The sequence below is a fragment of the Paenibacillus sp. VT-400 genome (assembly GCF_001029205.1).
In the GTDB taxonomy this organism is placed as follows: Bacteria; Bacillota; Bacilli; order Paenibacillales; family Paenibacillaceae; genus Paenibacillus; species Paenibacillus amylolyticus.
The window spans coordinates 130,532-146,651 of sequence record NZ_LELF01000059.1; the positions used below are offsets into that span (position 1 = coordinate 130,532).

The 16,120-nt window shown below is 46.2% G+C and carries 17 protein-coding genes; 2 read left to right on the top strand and 15 right to left on the bottom strand.

The window, feature by feature from the left end:
• Nucleotides 1-26: 26 nt before the first annotated feature.
• The 7 genes from EL84_RS07465 to modA all read right to left on the bottom strand — a co-directional run bounded on the left by EL84_RS07465 (nucleotide 27) and on the right by modA (nucleotide 5,643).
• Complete coding sequence (locus tag EL84_RS07465; RefSeq protein WP_047841235.1) at nucleotides 27-779, bottom strand: amino acid ABC transporter ATP-binding protein; 753 nt, start codon at nucleotides 777-779, stop codon at nucleotides 27-29.
• Nucleotides 776-1,486 (bottom strand): amino acid ABC transporter permease, encoded by a 711-nt coding sequence (locus tag EL84_RS07470; RefSeq protein ID WP_036673453.1) that lies wholly within the window; start codon nucleotides 1,484-1,486, stop codon nucleotides 776-778. Before EL84_RS07470 ends, EL84_RS07465 begins: the two co-directional genes overlap by 4 nt.
• Nucleotides 1,487-1,565: 79 nt before the next feature.
• Entirely contained in the window at nucleotides 1,566-2,321 is a 756-nt protein-coding gene (locus tag EL84_RS07475) for an amino acid ABC transporter permease (RefSeq protein WP_036605839.1), read from the bottom strand.
• 23 nt (nucleotides 2,322-2,344) lie between these two features.
• Nucleotides 2,345-3,166 carry a transporter substrate-binding domain-containing protein gene (locus EL84_RS07480; protein WP_036605942.1) on the bottom strand — a complete coding sequence of 274 codons (822 nt, stop codon included), beginning with the start codon at nucleotides 3,164-3,166 and terminating at the stop codon, nucleotides 2,345-2,347.
• Nucleotides 3,167-3,481: 315 nt separating this feature from the next.
• Nucleotides 3,482-3,814, bottom strand: a complete 333-nt coding sequence (locus EL84_RS07485) for a hypothetical protein (protein ID WP_017692504.1) — start codon at nucleotides 3,812-3,814, stop codon at nucleotides 3,482-3,484.
• 273 nt (nucleotides 3,815-4,087) lie between these two features.
• Nucleotides 4,088-4,774 (bottom strand): molybdate ABC transporter permease subunit, encoded by a 687-nt coding sequence (gene modB, locus EL84_RS07490; RefSeq protein ID WP_082218905.1) that lies wholly within the window; start codon nucleotides 4,772-4,774, stop codon nucleotides 4,088-4,090.
• The gene (gene modA, locus EL84_RS07495) at nucleotides 4,771-5,643 is read right to left on the bottom strand and encodes a molybdate ABC transporter substrate-binding protein (RefSeq protein ID WP_047841236.1); all 873 of its coding nucleotides are present in this window, start codon (nucleotides 5,641-5,643) and stop codon (nucleotides 4,771-4,773) included. Before modA ends, modB begins: the two co-directional genes overlap by 4 nt.
• Nucleotides 5,644-5,880: 237 nt before the next feature.
• Between modA and EL84_RS07500 the strand changes: the two genes are divergently transcribed.
• Entirely contained in the window at nucleotides 5,881-6,924 is a 1,044-nt protein-coding gene (locus tag EL84_RS07500; protein ID WP_047841237.1) for a substrate-binding domain-containing protein, read from the top strand.
• Between the two features lie 149 nt (nucleotides 6,925-7,073).
• Here the strand turns inward: EL84_RS07500 and EL84_RS07505 are convergent, their stop codons facing one another.
• Nucleotides 7,074-9,146: a beta-galactosidase gene (locus tag EL84_RS07505; RefSeq protein WP_047841238.1), complete on the bottom strand. Its 2,073-nt coding sequence runs from the start codon at nucleotides 9,144-9,146 to the stop codon at nucleotides 7,074-7,076.
• Between the two features lie 175 nt (nucleotides 9,147-9,321).
• On the opposite strand from EL84_RS07505, the gene EL84_RS07510 reads away from it, so the two are divergent.
• Nucleotides 9,322-10,179 carry a helix-turn-helix transcriptional regulator gene (locus tag EL84_RS07510; protein WP_047841239.1) on the top strand — a complete coding sequence of 286 codons (858 nt, stop codon included), beginning with the start codon at nucleotides 9,322-9,324 and terminating at the stop codon, nucleotides 10,177-10,179.
• 80 nt (nucleotides 10,180-10,259) lie between these two features.
• Here EL84_RS07510 and EL84_RS07515 read toward each other — a convergent pair whose 3' ends face one another.
• From EL84_RS07515 to cntE (EL84_RS07545), 7 genes are all read right to left on the bottom strand, one after another.
• On the bottom strand, nucleotides 10,260-10,493 hold the full coding sequence (locus EL84_RS07515; RefSeq protein WP_036605834.1) for a helix-turn-helix domain-containing protein: 234 nt from the start codon (nucleotides 10,491-10,493) through the stop codon (nucleotides 10,260-10,262).
• A 9-nt stretch (nucleotides 10,494-10,502) separates the two neighbouring features.
• Nucleotides 10,503-10,979, bottom strand: a complete 477-nt coding sequence (locus tag EL84_RS07520) for a DUF2975 domain-containing protein (protein WP_047841240.1) — start codon at nucleotides 10,977-10,979, stop codon at nucleotides 10,503-10,505.
• A 279-nt stretch (nucleotides 10,980-11,258) separates the two neighbouring features.
• Nucleotides 11,259-11,594 (bottom strand): DUF3024 domain-containing protein, encoded by a 336-nt coding sequence (locus EL84_RS07525; RefSeq protein ID WP_047841241.1) that lies wholly within the window; start codon nucleotides 11,592-11,594, stop codon nucleotides 11,259-11,261.
• A gap of 116 nt (nucleotides 11,595-11,710) precedes the next feature.
• Complete coding sequence (gene rpsN, locus EL84_RS07530) at nucleotides 11,711-11,980, bottom strand: 30S ribosomal protein S14 (protein WP_036605831.1); 270 nt, start codon at nucleotides 11,978-11,980, stop codon at nucleotides 11,711-11,713.
• A gap of 54 nt (nucleotides 11,981-12,034) precedes the next feature.
• Nucleotides 12,035-13,231, bottom strand: a complete 1,197-nt coding sequence (locus EL84_RS07535; RefSeq protein WP_047841242.1) for a GTP-binding protein — start codon at nucleotides 13,229-13,231, stop codon at nucleotides 12,035-12,037.
• 432 nt (nucleotides 13,232-13,663) lie between these two features.
• Entirely contained in the window at nucleotides 13,664-14,929 is a 1,266-nt protein-coding gene (cntE, locus tag EL84_RS07540; RefSeq protein WP_321163418.1) for a staphylopine family metallophore export MFS transporter CntE, read from the bottom strand.
• Entirely contained in the window at nucleotides 14,926-16,119 is a 1,194-nt protein-coding gene (cntE, locus tag EL84_RS07545) for a staphylopine family metallophore export MFS transporter CntE (RefSeq protein ID WP_047841244.1), read from the bottom strand. The genes cntE (EL84_RS07540) and cntE (EL84_RS07545) overlap by 4 nt, the downstream gene beginning before the upstream one ends.
• Nucleotide 16,120: the final 1 nt, after the last annotated feature.

The following is a 16,120-nucleotide window of genomic DNA, read 5'->3' on the forward strand; positions in this document are numbered from 1 at the left end:
AGTTACTACAGCTTGCGCCTATATCGTCAGATGACATAACTCCAGTCGGAAGAATATCGACTGAGGAATTGGCGAGTACGTTCCTGCTTGGGACGTACAAACACCTCCTCCGGGGTTCCTTCCTCCACAACGGAACCTCCATCCATGAAAACAACCCGATTTGCCACCTCACGGGCAAACCCCATTTCATGGGTGACTACAATCATGGTAATCCCCTCTTGAGCAATGGAGCGGATGACAGACAACACTTCTCCCACAAGCTCGGGGTCCAGCGCCGAGGTCGGTTCATCAAACAAAATCACTTCGGGATTCAGTGCCAATGCTCTGGCGATGCCCACCCGTTGCTGTTGTCCACCTGACAACATACTTGGATACTCATTGATTTTGGCAGACAGTCCGACTTGTTCAAGCACGCGCAAGGCACGCGTGTGGGCATCGGCTTTGGACATTTTCTGGGCAATAATTAAACCTTCCGTGACGTTATCCAGCACCGTCTTGTGTTTGAACAGATTATAATGCTGGAACACCATCGCCGTTTTTCGTCTCAGCTGCACAATGTCATGTTTGCGTGCATGCTTGCAATCAACGGTTAATCCACTGATCTGAACCTCGCCCTCATCGGCACGTTCCAGAAAATTGACGCAGCGCAGCAGCGTTGTTTTACCTGATCCGCTCGGTCCAAGGATCGCTACGACATCGCCCTGTTCCACGGTCAGATCAATTCCCTTCAATACTTCCTGCTTGCCAAAAGTTTTGTGTATGTTGGTTAGTGTAATCATGACACGCCTCCTTTGCTATACACGGCAACCCGACGCTCAAGCAGAGCAGTGATCCGCTCGGCAATGATGGTCAGCCCCCAATAGATGAACGCTGCGGCGATAAAGGCCTCCAGAAACTTCAGACTGACGGATGCCACCACATCCGCTTTACCGAGGATGTCCATCTGAGACACGGTAAAAGCGAGTGTTGATCCATGTAGGAACCCAACAAACATACTGCACAGGTTAGGCAATACAGCCCCGATCGCTTGAGGGATGATGATACGCCTTAAAGCCTGGAATGTGCTCATGCCTACAGCGTGAGCCGCCTCCATCTGGCCGATATCCACAGCAAGAATGCCTGAACGGATAATCTCGGACATATAGGCGCCCGCAGTGAGTGAGAAAGCAATCAGTACAAATACGAGAATTGGAATCGACGAGGATTGGAAAGCCCAACCGTAACGTTCCGCCAGCTTATCGATAATCATCGGAATACCGTAATAGATGAGGAATAGATGCATCAACATCGGTGTTCCACGCAGGAATGAAACGTAGAAGTCAGCAATGCGGTGAATCCACCGCACGCGATAGATACGGATCAGAGCCGTAGCCAGACCGATTCCGAAGCCTGCAATCAACGGAACAATCGTAATGACGAGTGTCAGTGGCAATGCCTTCAGGATTTGAAAAAAAGATGTATAGATAAACTGGAGATCAATCGACATATGCTCACCCCGCTATTCGTTTCAGTGAGAGTTCAAAAAGTCTGGTTTTCAGTACCGATGCGCCAGGCATGATTCGTAATCAAAAGCGGACTTTTTGAACAACCTCTTTCAGGCGTTTGGCTCGAATTGCCGGTTTGTGTACGACTCTTTTACGTTCATGACGCTGGAGTCTGCGTTCTGCAAAGGCAAATCCTTTTTCAAGCACAATAACAATGACATAATAGACCACAGACAGACTGATATACACTTCAAGTGCATGCGATGTAGCCGAAATTAACGTCTGCCCTCTGCCCACCATATCCATGACACCAATGGAGAAGGCCAGAGACGTATCCTTTAATGAACCGATTAACGTATTGGCCATGTTCGGAAAAGCAACAATCAGTGCCTGCGGAACAACAATCCGCCGAAAAGACTGGAATGTGGTCATACCCGCAGCATAGGCTGCTTCCGTCTGACCTTTATCCACACTGCGCACCGCTCCGCGAAAGATCTCGGCAAAGGATGCCGCGTCACTAAGCGCATAGGTCACAATGACAAATAACAACGGGTCGGTTCTCGACAGGTCGATGCCAATGGGTTTGAGCAACTCGGGAAGTCCGTAATACACCAGGAACAATTTGATCAGGATCGGTGTGCCCCGCATGAATGAGACGTACAGGGTAGCCAATTGGCTTAGTACCGGAATCCGATACAGCCGGGGGACGGCCAGAAGCACGCCGCCCACCAGTCCGAGCACGATGGAACCACCCAGTACAATCAGTGTTATATGCAAATATCGTAGCAGTTCCGGGATGAAATCCAGAACCAATGACAGATCAAATGATTTTCCCATTACCGCTGCACACCTTTCTCAGACTACTCTTCAACCGTATAGTCAGCTCCAAGCCACTCTGTGCTCAGTTTGCCTAACGTTCCATCTTCTTTGATCGCTTTGAGCGCTTCGTCCACTTTGGTTTTGAGCTCCTGCTCATCTTTGTTCAGAATGAAGTATACTTTGGAGTTGGAGAGGGCATCTCCTACCGTTTTCAGCTGAGCATCAACCGCCTTATTCTGATAATCAATGGCAAACTGCGTGCTGATGGTGGCATCCACCCGGCCTGTTTTGATCTGGGTAATGGTATCCTCACCCGCTCCGGAATAAACGATATCAATCCCGTTGCCGTTCGCTGCATTCCATTTCTCAGCAAGTACAGCCGCATTACTTGTAGCACCAACAATCAGTTTTTTCCCTTTGAGATCCTCAATCGATTTTACTTCCTCATTTTTCTGACTTACGACAATTTTATTTGGAAAAATATTATAGGCTTCATCATTAAACAGGAACTTGGCCTGTCTCTCATCATTCACTTCCATCTGGTGAGCGATCAGGTCAATTTTTTTTGTTTCCAGACTCAGCAACAGATTTTTAAAATCCATCGTGCTGAATTCGAATTCATATTCAGGCAAACGTTTGTCGATCTCCCGGATCAGTTCCACATCATAACCTGTTAACTTGCCATTCTCATCAATGAAGCAGACATTCGGAAACTGTGTACCTGTTCCTACAATGATCTTTTTCACTTTGGTGTCGCCTGCTGCCAAAGCAGATTCTGAATCATTACTTGCAGTTCCTGTGCTGCATCCAGCCAGTACCGCCAGCATTGTAATGAACAGCAGTGCTGTCCGGAATTTTTGAATCCCCCGTTTTTTAACCATTCCCAATCTCCTCCACAGGCTGTTATCACAGCAAATATGATGTGTACTCCCATTCCTCTTCCTATTAACAAACCATTCTTACTTGTATAGTCGGAATTAGGTTGAACAAAGAATATCATTACAAGTCATCTTAGGGCAATAACTAAACTAATAGGACATCCTGATATGGTTATAGGACTTCTCTATAGTACAAGAAAAAGCCATCCCCCATATCGATTGGCGGATGGCTTCTTCTTGTATGACTCTCATTGATTATACCATTTTGGCGGTGCATCACTTGGTGTGTACACTACTCATCTATCTGCGACTCGCCCATTTAATTTTACGTGCAACTTCCACTCGCTGTAATTGTAAGAGACCGATCCGTTCCTCGAACTTCTTGCGTTCGTCCATGGAATGAGCGGCATGAATCTGGTGGCACAGACCTGTCAGTTTGCTGTTGATGTAATCAAACCGTGTCCATAGTTCCTCTTCAGGTGTGCGTTGCTGCTCCGTCGCCGTCTGAAATATTTTGAGTTGGCGGATAAGGGATTGTTGCCATTCCTGATCCTGAATTTGGATGGCAAAATGCAAAAGATCCAGATAGTCATCAATTTGCAACGAAACGCCGCAATCAGATTTAGTGTTCATCGTCGTCTCTCCTTATTTCAGTACTTGGCTGGAATCCATTACTTCTATCTTACAGGAACAAGCCCACTGAAAGCGAGTACTGAACGATTAAATTTCGGGAAAATTTTTATTTTTTTATGTTAAAACAGCTTTACATTTCCATTAAGACCAATTTGGCAGGATATTGATATTGGTACATATGAAATTGGTAATAAAAATCCGCGTTAAGGAAAAAAGTTCTTTCCTCAAAACGGATTTTTCATCATTTTATATATAATATTAACACATATCAAATTAGTCATTTTTTCCATCTCGCTGCTGTCTGGTCATCAGTAACATGAGAAACGAGATGATAATAATGGAAACAGTCCATGCCCAGGCCATGGTCTGATTGCCCGAATCCACAGCGACATAGATTGCCGTGGGTACCGTTTGTGTTTTGCCCGTAATATTGCCTGCAATCATCAGTGTCGCACCGAATTCGCCGAGTGCCCGGGCAAAGCCCAGGATGAAGGCGGTCATCAATGCTCTGCCTGCGAGCGGCAAGGAAATGTAACGAAAGACCTGCCACTCATTCGCCCCAATCGAACGACCCGCATCCTCCAGATCACGATCCACACCACTGAATCCCGATTTCATCGTCTGATACACCAGTGGAAAAGCAACCACCACCGAAGCAATCACCGCAGCCCACCAGGTGAAAATAACCGGTGCGGAGAATATGGCTTCAATCCATTGTCCAAACAGACTTTTACGCCCCAATATGACAAGTAACAGAAATCCAACCACCGTCGGAGGAAGGACTAGCGGCAGCATAAATGCCGTTTCCAGCAGAATCTTTCCCCGAAATGAAGAACGTGACATCTTCCAGGCTATCGCAATTCCGAGCACAGTGGCCACTACGCTGGATAATAACGCTACCTGAAGCGATAGGCGCACCGGTGACCAGAATACGGACCAGTCTATGGCGTTCACATTCATTCCGGAATTGTGAATCCGTATTTCGCGAAGATATCGAGCACTTCAGGGGTTTGTAAATACGCATAAAATTGTTCGGCCTCTGTACGGTGTTTGGTTCCTTCAATAATGCCTATTGGATAGTTGGCTGGTGTGTAGCTGTTCTTGTCCACCTCAAACGCAATTTTCACCTGATCCGAAGTAAGAGCATCCGTTTTATATACAAATCCTGCATCTGCATTACCCGTCTCTACATATTGAAGAACCTGTCTAACGTCTTTCCCCTGCACAAGCTTACTTTCCAGTTCATCCCACAGCTTGGCATTGGTCAGAGCTTCCTTGGCATAGGTTCCCGCAGGAACACTTTCCGGAATCCCAATGGCTACCGTCTTGATGGAGTCGCTGGTGAGATCCGTTTCACTGGTTACTGTGTGGGTCCCATCTGCTGGCACTATGGCCACCAGTGAATTCTGTAGCAGATTCTTCTGATCGCCCGATGCAATCAGGTTTTCATCCACTAGCGCATTCATATTTTTCGTTGCCGCCGATACAAAGACATCAGCCGGGGCACCCTGTTCAATCTGCTGTTGCAAGGCACCCGAGGCTCCAAAGTTAAAATTAAGTTCTATATAAGGATTAGCTAGCTCATAATTGGTTTCAATCTCTTTCATTGCATCGGTCAGACTGGCCGCCGCAGAGATCGTCAGATCTACCGTTTCCTGAGGATCGTTATTTCCTGCTGATGAACTTTCACCTGATGCCGCTGGCGTTGAGGTCGTTTGTTCTGCACCTGTGGATGTATCCGTAGTGCCCGTGTTTGCGCCGCAACCAGCCAATACAAGAGCCAGTCCCAGTGACATACTTCCCAACACATATCCGATTCTCTTTCTCATTCATTTCTCCCCCAACGTTATCTTTAGATATAACTAGTTATAATTGATTATATCTAATTATACACAAGACAAAAAAAATGGGAAGGTGATTAAGATCACATTTGATTTTTGTTATCTGTCCTATGCGTGTATTGCGTGCTCTCAGGTTTATGGCATCCCTCAATTAATGATATAGTACAAGAAACATTCATAATAAAACCATAATTGCTCTATACCTTTGAAGGAGGATCTTCACTTATGACGGAGGAGCAATCCTACACAACCGAAGAAATATCCAAGCTACTCAAAATATCGAAACTGACGGTCTATGACCTGATCAAAAAAGGAGACCTCGTCGCATACCGTGTGGGTAAACAAATGCGAATTGATGCAACCGATCTGGAGGCATATAAACGTCGCTCCAAACAACTTCAGTCCTCAGCGCAGCGTATCCCGACTCCTCATCAGACCTCGGCATCAGGGACCCAGCCAGGTCAGGGTGATTTTCAGGGAACTTCCTTACAATCGACTACACCCGTTGGGTCTACGCATGCGATTACTCCAGCGAGTTCTGCTCATGCAATGACTGCTGTACCACGGCATCTGGTCATAACAGGTCAGGATGTCAGTCTGGATATTCTAATGCGCCATATGGAAAAACAAACTCGGGACATTCGTCCGCTACGTTCGTTCATGGGTAGTTTGGATGGGCTTATCTCGATGTATCGCGGTGAGTCCGATCTGGTCAGCACCCATCTGCTCGACGGAGATACCGGTGAGTATAATCTGCCGTATATTCGCAAAATTCTGACGGGGCGGTCCTATGTTGTGGTAAACCTGCTGTCACGTCCTGCCGGACTATATGTACAGCGTGGTAATCCGCAGAACTTACAGAATTGGACCGATCTGAGCAAGCCTGAACTGAGACTAGCTAATCGGGAGAAAGGTTCTGGCGCGAGAGTATTGCTGGATGAGCAACTTCGGCTGCATGGAATTCCTGCCGCAGGTCTGATCGGATATGAAACCGAGGAAACCAGTCATATGGGCGTGGCTGCCAAAGTCAGTTCAGGTGAAGCTGATGTCGGAGTTGGCATTGAAAAAGCTGCACGACTTGTGGGTCAGGTTGATTTTGTCCCGCTCACTCAGGAGCGCTATGATCTGGTCATGCTGAGGAAGCAAGGTAATGAAGCCTGGACCGAATTGGTCCTGCGGATTCTCCAATCGCCGGAGTTCAGGCAGGAACTGCAATCATTCGAGGGATATGATGTATCGCGAACAGGTGAAATTTTGTACGAAGCATAGTTATACGAGATATAGCCAAAAACACCCATGCTTAATGGATGTTGCGCATCACAATTACATCATGTATATACAAAGCACCTTGCAATGGCTGCAAGGCGCTTTTGGTGTTTCATTCTATAAATAATGCATGATATGGATGATTGAATTTTTTAATGTGGCAAATCGATCTCCAGGATGAATACACCATACGCCGGCATGTTGATCTCATTCTGAAGTGTTGTACCTGACATTAACTCTTTTGCTTGCTTCTTAAGGTTAATGGGGACTTGTTGATCCGAGTAGTTGAGTAAAAATACATAAGCTTTATCCTTACCGGAACGGATACCAAGTTCAACTTCAGACGGTACCTCTATCAGGTCATTCACAGGTGAAGATAGCCCTATTTCATCTAGTAGAGCATCTACCACCGGCTCGTTGTAAGCTGCCCCATAATACCATACCTGCCCCTGACCTACCGTACGTTTGGTCAATGCAGGACTACCTGCATAATATTCAGATGTATACTCAGCCATGACCTGCACGTCAGCATGCTCCACATAAAGAACTTCGTTAAATCCGGCCGTTGACGTTCCCTCCTGAAGTCGCTCACTCGCCCCATTCCATTGCAGTTTGGCTGCTGGAATGGTTCCTTTGATTAAGGTAAAGTCCTCTACGGTTACACCACACAACTCAGCGACAGCCCCAGGGAACGGTCTCATATAACAATGCCCCTTGAGATCCTTATATCCGGTGCGAGCACCGAAAAACAGGGTTCCCCCTTGACTGACATAGGCTTGCAGAAGTTCTGCTGTCTCGTCTGTCATGATGGCCGGGTGAGCATAGATGATCACCTTATACTCGGATAACTCCTCCAGTGTTGTCGTTGGTTGCAGTGTAACCATGTCCGTCGGAATATGACGATACTGGAGCTGTTTATACCAGGAGCGTACACTCTGTTGCTGAAGCGGGCCGTGCCACTCATCCAACTCTCCATCCCAGATGTTATCGTAATCCTGTAGGATCGCAACATCGGCTTGATATGTAGTGCCCGCAATAACACGCCCGATCTTGGCAAACTCTTCCCCTACTTGTGCAACCTCGCGTACTCTTCTGTTGGGTTGATTATGGTAATCATTGATGCCATGCCAGTACATCTCCGTGCCAAATGTTGCCGTCCGCCAGCGGAAGTAGACGAGTAGATCTGTTCCGTGAAGAACAGATTGATACGACCATAATCGGATCTGTCCCGGTCTTGGCGTACCCATGCCTATACTGTCGACCCAGCCTCCTGGCCCAGACTGTTGTTCCATGACGCAGAAGTTCGGTGACATGTTACGTACGTTCGACAGTTTCATGCTCCAGGCCCGATCTTGTAATGAGTTATCGTCTGTCCCTGGGAAGATCGTGGCAAACTGCGGATACGAATCATAGGAGAAGAAATCCAATAGCTCCTCTGTCATTTCATGATTATCCAAGTGTCCAAACGTACCGTTTGTTGTGATCCAATGTTCCGGGTCCAGTTCCCGAATGATGTCCACCTGAAGCTTGGCAAATGAAATGTTATTGGCGGAGATGAATCTCTTTTCATCTAGTGCCAAATGAGGGTTGGGCGATTGGCTGACCATATTTCGGGTAAGGTGAACTTGCTCCCAGTCAGTATAGGTCTGACTCCAGAAAACGGTTCCCCATGCTTGGTTCAGATTCTCTAACGATTCATAACGATCCTTTAACCATTCACGGAAGGCGACATGGTCAGCCTCAGCATAGAAAACATCCATATGACAATTGAATTCGTTATCGATCTGCCATCCAATAAGAGCCGGATGATCTTTATAGGCAATCACCATATTGCGCACGATTTTTTCACATTGCTGTCTGAAGATTGGGCTGCTGTAGTTGGTATGACGCCGCATGCCGTGTTGATACAACACCCCGTCTTTATTTGCGTTTAATACTTCTGGATATTTGGATGTTAACCACGCTGGTGGAGTTGCAGTAGGTGTTCCCAAAATAACGCTCAAACCATATTGATGCGCCAGATCCAGTGCCTTCTGGAAAAAACTAAAATCGAACTGGTCTTCTTCCGGCTCAAAGATGGACCATGCAAATTCAGCCATCCGAATAACTGTGATATTCATCTCTTTCATTCTACGGAAATCGTCCTCCCACAACGCTTCCGACCAGTGCTCAGGGTAATAACAGACCCCCATTTTTAATTCATCCAATTGGATTGATTTTGCCACCTTTGATTGCCCCCTTAACCTGCCATATTGCCTCCATTCTATTGGAACCTTCACATATAATAAATGACAAGATTATGCGACTTATAATAAAATATTGTCATTGCTGAATATTCAAATAACAGTGGGATGAATCCATTTCAGTTCACTACATAAAAATATTGCGTTTAAATGGAGGATGCACGTGAAAGAACACATCTTTCTCCCCAAGCCGGTTTTCCCCAGACATGTATGCTTTCCCGATTTTATTGGAGGGTACAGTGACTTTCCGAAACATCGTGTACATCGAGAATATGGCACAACCGAAATCAATTTGGATCAATGCTATAATCTGCACCTTGTACTTGAAGGTAAAGGATTTCTGGACACGGGAACCACTCGTTATGAGCTAACACGAGGGCAGGGATTCCTCTACGGTCCCGGTCTCAGACAAACCTACTATTCAGATTTGGATGACCCTTGGAGTATTCGTTGGATTCACTTCTACGGTATTCGTCTCGAAGAACTGTTAAATGGAAAAGGCGTTGACGAGCCCTGGCTGTTTCAATGTTCCAACTTTCCGGTGGTTACCGCGCTCATGGATCGATTGCTGGAGCTAGGCAGAGGCTATCAGGTGGAGGACGAGCACAGTGTGGCAGCAACATTATATGAACTTCTGACCCGATTGCAATCCGCAGCGAGTCAAATCAATGTTTCTTTAAATCACACTTCAGAGCGAATTCGTGAAGCAGGGAATTATATTCGCTCTCATAGTAATGAGCACATCACACTTGATCACGCTGCCGGAATTGCCGGATACAGTACAACATACTTTAGCCGCAAGTTCAGTCAGACGTTTGGCATCTCCTTCCCGGAATTCCTCTTGGAATCCAGGCTACTACATGCGAAACAGCTGCTCGCAACAACCAACCTTTCCATTAAACAAATTACACTGGAAACGGGATTTTCACAGTCAAGCTACTTCATCCGCTGTTTTAAAACCCAGGAAAACGTAACACCTATGCAATTCCGTATGATGCACAATCATTCGTTATAGGGCACGGGACGTATTCCTTGAACAAGCTGATGTAAAAAAAGACTCTGCATATAACATGCAGAGTCTTTTTCGTTCATTTTTTATATAAGTTCATTTGTATCTTCGTCCTCATCAGCCTTATATTCCAATATATCTCCAGGCTGACAATCCAGTGCTTTACAGATCGCATCCAGAGTGGATAAACGGATCGCTTTTGCTTTTCCTGTTTTTAATATGGAAATATTGGCGATTGTGATCTCAACTCTCTCTGCAAGCTCGGTAACCGTCATTTTCCGCTTTGCCAACATCACATCAATATTGATTATAATGGCCATATATTCACCTCAGACCACCAGGTCATTTTCTGATTTGATATCAATCGCTTCCTGTAACAATCTTTGGAGCACCGCTGAAAACACTGCAATGACCAATGAAGCAAAAATAGGAACCATTCCCATAAGAATGAGGCCTGGGGCATCATCTTTCTCTGCTACAACATAAACAAATGGCAACATCACAAAATAGAGACTACTGATTACAATAGCACAATATTTTATTGTTTTTAAAGATTTCACTGACATTAGAGAGAACGCTTCATTTTTGTCGATGTAGCTCAGCAGACGGAATGCCTGGTACAGTGCAACGATAAACGGAATAACGGACACATACATAATAATCACTATGGGGTATAGTGCACCTGCATAATTCGGATTCACCGGATTGTTTGCTAACCAGGGTATGCCGAATATACATAAGGCAAGAATGGGAACACCAATAAGCAACACAGCCAATTTTAAAAAGATGGTTGTACCTCGCTTCACAAAAAGCACCTCACTTGTTTTAAGTGATATGAATTTATCATAATATTTATCGTTTTACAATAAATTTTTATTGTAAAACAGATTTTATTTATTCTTTTGCCCATTAAGGAAGGCAGACCAAAAGATCGCCCCCCCTCTTTGCTTCAATGATTTTTGGACACAAAAAAAGCCCGATGCTAGCCACTGTTTCGCTAGCTTCGAACTCGGTTGCATATACGCCATATTTGTCTGAGTTAACATTAATTTTCACGAATGAAATATACTCTTAACCGATCTCGCTCACGTACGCCAGAACAGTCCAGCCTCATCCCGTTCCACCTGCTCGAGCACATTCTCAAAATCAGAACAAGGTGTAATAACATCTACCGGATTCCAGCTGCTCTGTTCATCTCTGGCATACACTTTCCACTGATTTTCTTCCCAGTAAAATCGGGCAATATGCAGCTTATCCCATTGATACCGTTCCTCGGCGGGTCTTTCTTCGGTCAAGATCAATTCATTATCATTCATCTCATATGTCAACTTCACCATCGTAAGTAGTGGCGCGGGTACCTTCTCGTGAATATATCCGTTCATTACGGACTGAATTCTTCGTAACGTAAACAAGTCCAGCATGAAGTATGTACATCCTTTCAGCAAAATACCACCTCTGTTCTACGCACCACATGCAGCTCCAAGCACACAACAACCTGCCTTCATGCAATGGTGGTCAGCTACATCCCTTGATCATTTTACCAGCTGGATTTTGTTACACCAGGAATCTGTCCTTGATGAGCCAGTTCTCTGAACTTAATCCGAGATACCTTGAACTTGCGTAGATAACCCCGCGGGCGACCTGTCACTTCACAACGATTCTTTAGTCTGGTCGGAGATGCATTACGCGGCAATTTCTGCAATGCCTCGTAATCCCCTTTCTCCTTCAGTTCCCGGCGCAGGTCCGCATATTTTGCCACGATCGCCTGACGTTGCTTCTCACGTACCACTTTTGATTTTTTAGCCATGAAATACAGCTCCTTTATCCATTAAATTTATGTTTAGAACATCATCTTCCGAGTTTACACGGCTTCCACAGGCCATGGCAGTGGATTGTCGAAATGGCCCCAGTCTCCCAGCATTTCTTCATCACTGAGCAGGCACTGGTCCAGCTCATCTTCAATGCTTGCACGTTCCATTTCGATCCCAATCATGACAAGCTCCGTCTGACGATCTCCCCACTGGGCATCCCATTTCTCCAGAACATCCGGCTCGTTACGCAAAATCTCTTCTTTGTCCGCTTCGGGCAACGCCGCGACCCAAAGTCCCGCAGGACCGAACTGAATGGATGACCCTGCCTGACTGAGGCTTGCCGCAACATCCCCCTCGGCCGCGAGCCATACCAAACCTTTGGCACGTACCACTTCTTCCGGCCAGTAACTCATGAATTCAGCCAGACGGGAAGGATGGAATGGCTTTCTCCGGCGATAGACAAAGGAACCAATACCATATTCCTCGGTTTCCGGTGTATGCGACTCCTTCTCCAGCTCCTGAATCCACCCAGCGGACATGCTCACTTTCTCAAAATCAAAGCGGCCTGTATTCAGAATCTCAGACGGATTCACCTGTCCATTCTCAGTCCGAATGATCTTGGCGTTAGGCTGTAGCTTCCGGATGATACCTTCGAGCTTGTTCAGCTCGGTGTCATCGACCAGATCACATTTGTTCAGCAGCAGCACATCACAGGTTTCGATCTGATCAATCAACAAGTCTACAACGTCACGGGTGTCTTCATCTCCGGTCGCCTGATTACGATCCAGAAGACTCTGTCCTGATCCAAAATCATGCCAGAATCGATTGGCATCTACTACCGTTACCAAACAATCCAATCGGGCCAGACTAGTCAGGTCAATACCCGACTCTTCATCGGCATATGTAAAGGTCTGTGCAACTGGAACAGGTTCACTGATGCCGGTGGATTCGATCAAAATATAGTCATACTTGCCTTCGTTCACCAGCTTCTCAATCTCCTGCATCAGATCATCCCGCAAGGTGCAGCAGATACAGCCGTTCGACAACTCCACCAGCTTCTCTTCGGTTCGAGACAAGGTTGCCTCCCCCTTGACCAGCGCTGCATCAATATTGACCTCACTCATGTCGTTAACGATTACGGCAACCTTAAGCCCTTGTCTGTTGTTCAACACGTGATTCAAAACCGTCGTTTTCCCTGAACCGAGGTAACCACTTAGTACGGTTACCGGAACTTGCTTTTGTGTCATAGAAATCTACTCCTTATATGTGCAGTCTGTGTAATTCGGACTTTAATAGTAATTATTACGATTAACAACAATGACTATAATCCTGTTAGACGGTCATTGTCAAACTATTTTTACGAAATAGTCCAGAAAAATGGATAAGAAAAAACATCTATCGACGTACTTTCACAGAAGGAACACCGCGTTAAGTTGTAGTTTTTCTTGCGATAATCGAATTGTCCTGCTCCGCTGAAAACTTATAAATTCTAGATATAAAAAAGACTCATGATCTGTCTCCTTCAGCTTCGTATCCTGACAATACGTTCCGGAAAATTCAGTCCATAAGCCTTTACTTTACTATTCACATCGGCGCTCCAATCGCACCACAATAACTGATACCTGGCAGTAATATCCGACTGCCTATCACTGCCCAGGATCATTCCACTACAATACCGTTTAGCTTGCCACCACAGATGCAACCTTATTGCCCGCTTCCATCCGTTGCCTGAACACCAACACCAGTACCATCGCTGCAACAAAGAGCAACGTGCAGATCATAAACATGGTCGAATACGAACTCGCTTGCACAATAAGCCCCATCGCCAATCCGCCCATAGAGAATCCAAGGTCATACGAGGACATGAAAATCCCCATGAGTACATATCTGGAATCCGCAGGCAGCACAAAGGACAGATATGTGGTTAATGTCGGGTACAACAGTGCCAGGGCAAAACCGCTGAACACCGCGGAGAGATACACCAATGGCCCGATGATCTCCATTAAGCTGAGTAACTGGGTTCCCAGTGCTGCACACAGCATTAACCCTGCCATCAGCCAGGTATTCCAGCTACCGTCGGACGGAATTTTTTTACGCAAAATAAACCTGCACAGGATCACAACCAATCCCTGTATCGTCAGAAATACCCCTGCACTCTCCATTCCGGTGGATACCATATACAGGGGAAGAAAGGTCGCTGTCGCCCCAAAGACGCAGGACGCAAACAACATCACCACACTGCTAATCAGCAGTGGCGTACTGCGCCAGATGCCGCCGAATGAACGAAACATGTCGCCCAAGGTGTACGATTTGTTCTGCACGGTACTCCGCGGCAAATCCACATTATATCCAATCAGAAGTGGCAGCGCCGCCAGTCCGATCATCAGCAGCGTAAACGCCAGATCACTGGCATTTTCCCAGATTTGTATGGCGAGGATCGGAATGACCAGAGAAGGAACCATCGTAAACAGGGTGTACATGGACAGCCCTTGTGCCCGGTCTTTGTCCTCCAGCTTTTCCACAATGCCTGCCTGCATCGTCATGGAGAAAAAGGCCGTAGCTACCCCTTGCAGGGCCCGCAACCACAGATACGTCTCCACACCAAAAACAACAAATAACAGCAGCGTTCCCGCATGCAAAAGCAATAGCCATTGCATCACTCGAAGTGGCCCATGCTTACCCAGCAACTGCGCTGCAAAAGGTCTCAAGAGCATACAGGTGAACATATATGCCCCCATCATCAGACCAATCTCAGCCTGATTTAATCCAGCGGCTTCGCTTCTCAAAGGCAGAATAATCGTCAAAGCTGAATTTGCCGCAAAAAATAAAAAGGCCAGCATATAAAACCGGATAAACGAAAAGGATACCGGATTTAATTTTCCATTGGATGTTGCATTCATCGAAGACTTCAAACGTTCTTCACCACTTTCTCTCCTGGCAGTCAACTCACAGATGTACCTGTCACGGGTCTTCGCCGTTCATAGGCAAAAACGATCATTACCGCTCCTAGGATAGCACAGATCATGTACATAAATGAATAGGAAGAGAAGTCAGCGACGGGTCCCATAATCACACCACCCAGAGAAATACCCAGATCAGCCATCGCGATAAATAACCCGATCAGGACATTCCGGTTCAGCTTAGGCAACACAAAAGACAAATAGGTCGTGAGCGTCGGATACAGAATGGCTTGAGCAATGCCCATGAATATAGCCCCGACATAGAAAAAGACTACGCCTCCTGTCACCGAAAAACTCACACATTGGGCAGCAACGGCCAAAAGAAACAGGGTACCCATGATAAAAGGAGAATGCCATCTCCCATCAGAAGGAATCCTTTTCCGGAGCATGATTCGAGCCAGCACAACTGTCCCGGCCTGAAGCATCAGATACACACCCGCATTCCCATTTGGTACTTGGCTCGCATACAGCGGAATAAAGGTCGTAATTGCACCAAATACAACGGAAGCAGCAAGCATCAATACACTGCATCGAAACAGCAACGGATTCTTCACCAACTGAGCAAAGGATTCCCACATACTCACGTTCTGCTCCGAAAGATTCTCAGCAGGTTGCTCCTTGTTTGGTTCCATTTTGGCGGTATATCCGAAGACACCCGTACAGACGGCAATGCCGATCAGAACCACTGTAAAATAATCCATACCACCCGTCTGCCAGATTCCTAACGCGATAACAGGCCCCACGATCCCCGGTATGTAACTGAACAACGAATAATACGAAATTCCCTGTGACCGATCTTTCTCCGGAAGTGCATCAATAATGCCAATCTGCAAGGCCATGGAGAAAAACGCTGTCGATACCCCCTGCAAAATACGAGCAACCAAATAACCCTCGAGTCCCGTAAAGGTATATAAAATCAGGGCAAATCCATTGATGATCAGAATCAAACGCAATATTTTGATCGGACCGTGCTTTTGAATAATCCGACCTGCCCAGGGTCTGAAAAACATCGTTGTGAACATATAAGCGCCCATGATCAGTCCAATCGTTGTACCGCTCGCGCCCAAGGACTCCCCTTGTAATGGGATGATCACGTTAAGAATGGCATTGGCACTGAAATATAGAAGAACCAGTATGTACAAGCGCAGAAAAGGCCAAGACATCACTCCACTCACA

Coding starts and splice junctions, on each gene's coding strand:
- rpsN (WP_036605831.1), bottom strand. CDS start 11,980: ATGGCTAAAAAATCAAAAGTGGTACGTGAGAAGCAACGTCAGGCGATC.
- EL84_RS07485 (WP_017692504.1), bottom strand. CDS start 3,814: ATGAACACTAAATCTGATTGCGGCGTTTCGTTGCAAATTGATGACTAT.
- EL84_RS07500 (WP_047841237.1), top strand. CDS start 5,881: ATGACGGAGGAGCAATCCTACACAACCGAAGAAATATCCAAGCTACTC.
- modA (WP_047841236.1), bottom strand. CDS start 5,643: ATGAGAAAGAGAATCGGATATGTGTTGGGAAGTATGTCACTGGGACTG.
- EL84_RS07465 (WP_047841235.1), bottom strand. CDS start 779: ATGATTACACTAACCAACATACACAAAACTTTTGGCAAGCAGGAAGTA.
- EL84_RS07470 (WP_036673453.1), bottom strand. CDS start 1,486: ATGTCGATTGATCTCCAGTTTATCTATACATCTTTTTTTCAAATCCTG.
- EL84_RS07515 (WP_036605834.1), bottom strand. CDS start 10,493: ATGGCCATTATAATCAATATTGATGTGATGTTGGCAAAGCGGAAAATG.
- EL84_RS07535 (WP_047841242.1), bottom strand. CDS start 13,231: ATGACACAAAAGCAAGTTCCGGTAACCGTACTAAGTGGTTACCTCGGT.
- EL84_RS07475 (WP_036605839.1), bottom strand. CDS start 2,321: ATGGGAAAATCATTTGATCTGTCATTGGTTCTGGATTTCATCCCGGAA.
- EL84_RS07525 (WP_047841241.1), bottom strand. CDS start 11,594: ATGCTGGACTTGTTTACGTTACGAAGAATTCAGTCCGTAATGAACGGA.
- modB (WP_082218905.1), bottom strand. CDS start 4,774: ATGAATGTGAACGCCATAGACTGGTCCGTATTCTGGTCACCGGTGCGC.
- EL84_RS07510 (WP_047841239.1), top strand. CDS start 9,322: ATGCACGTGAAAGAACACATCTTTCTCCCCAAGCCGGTTTTCCCCAGA.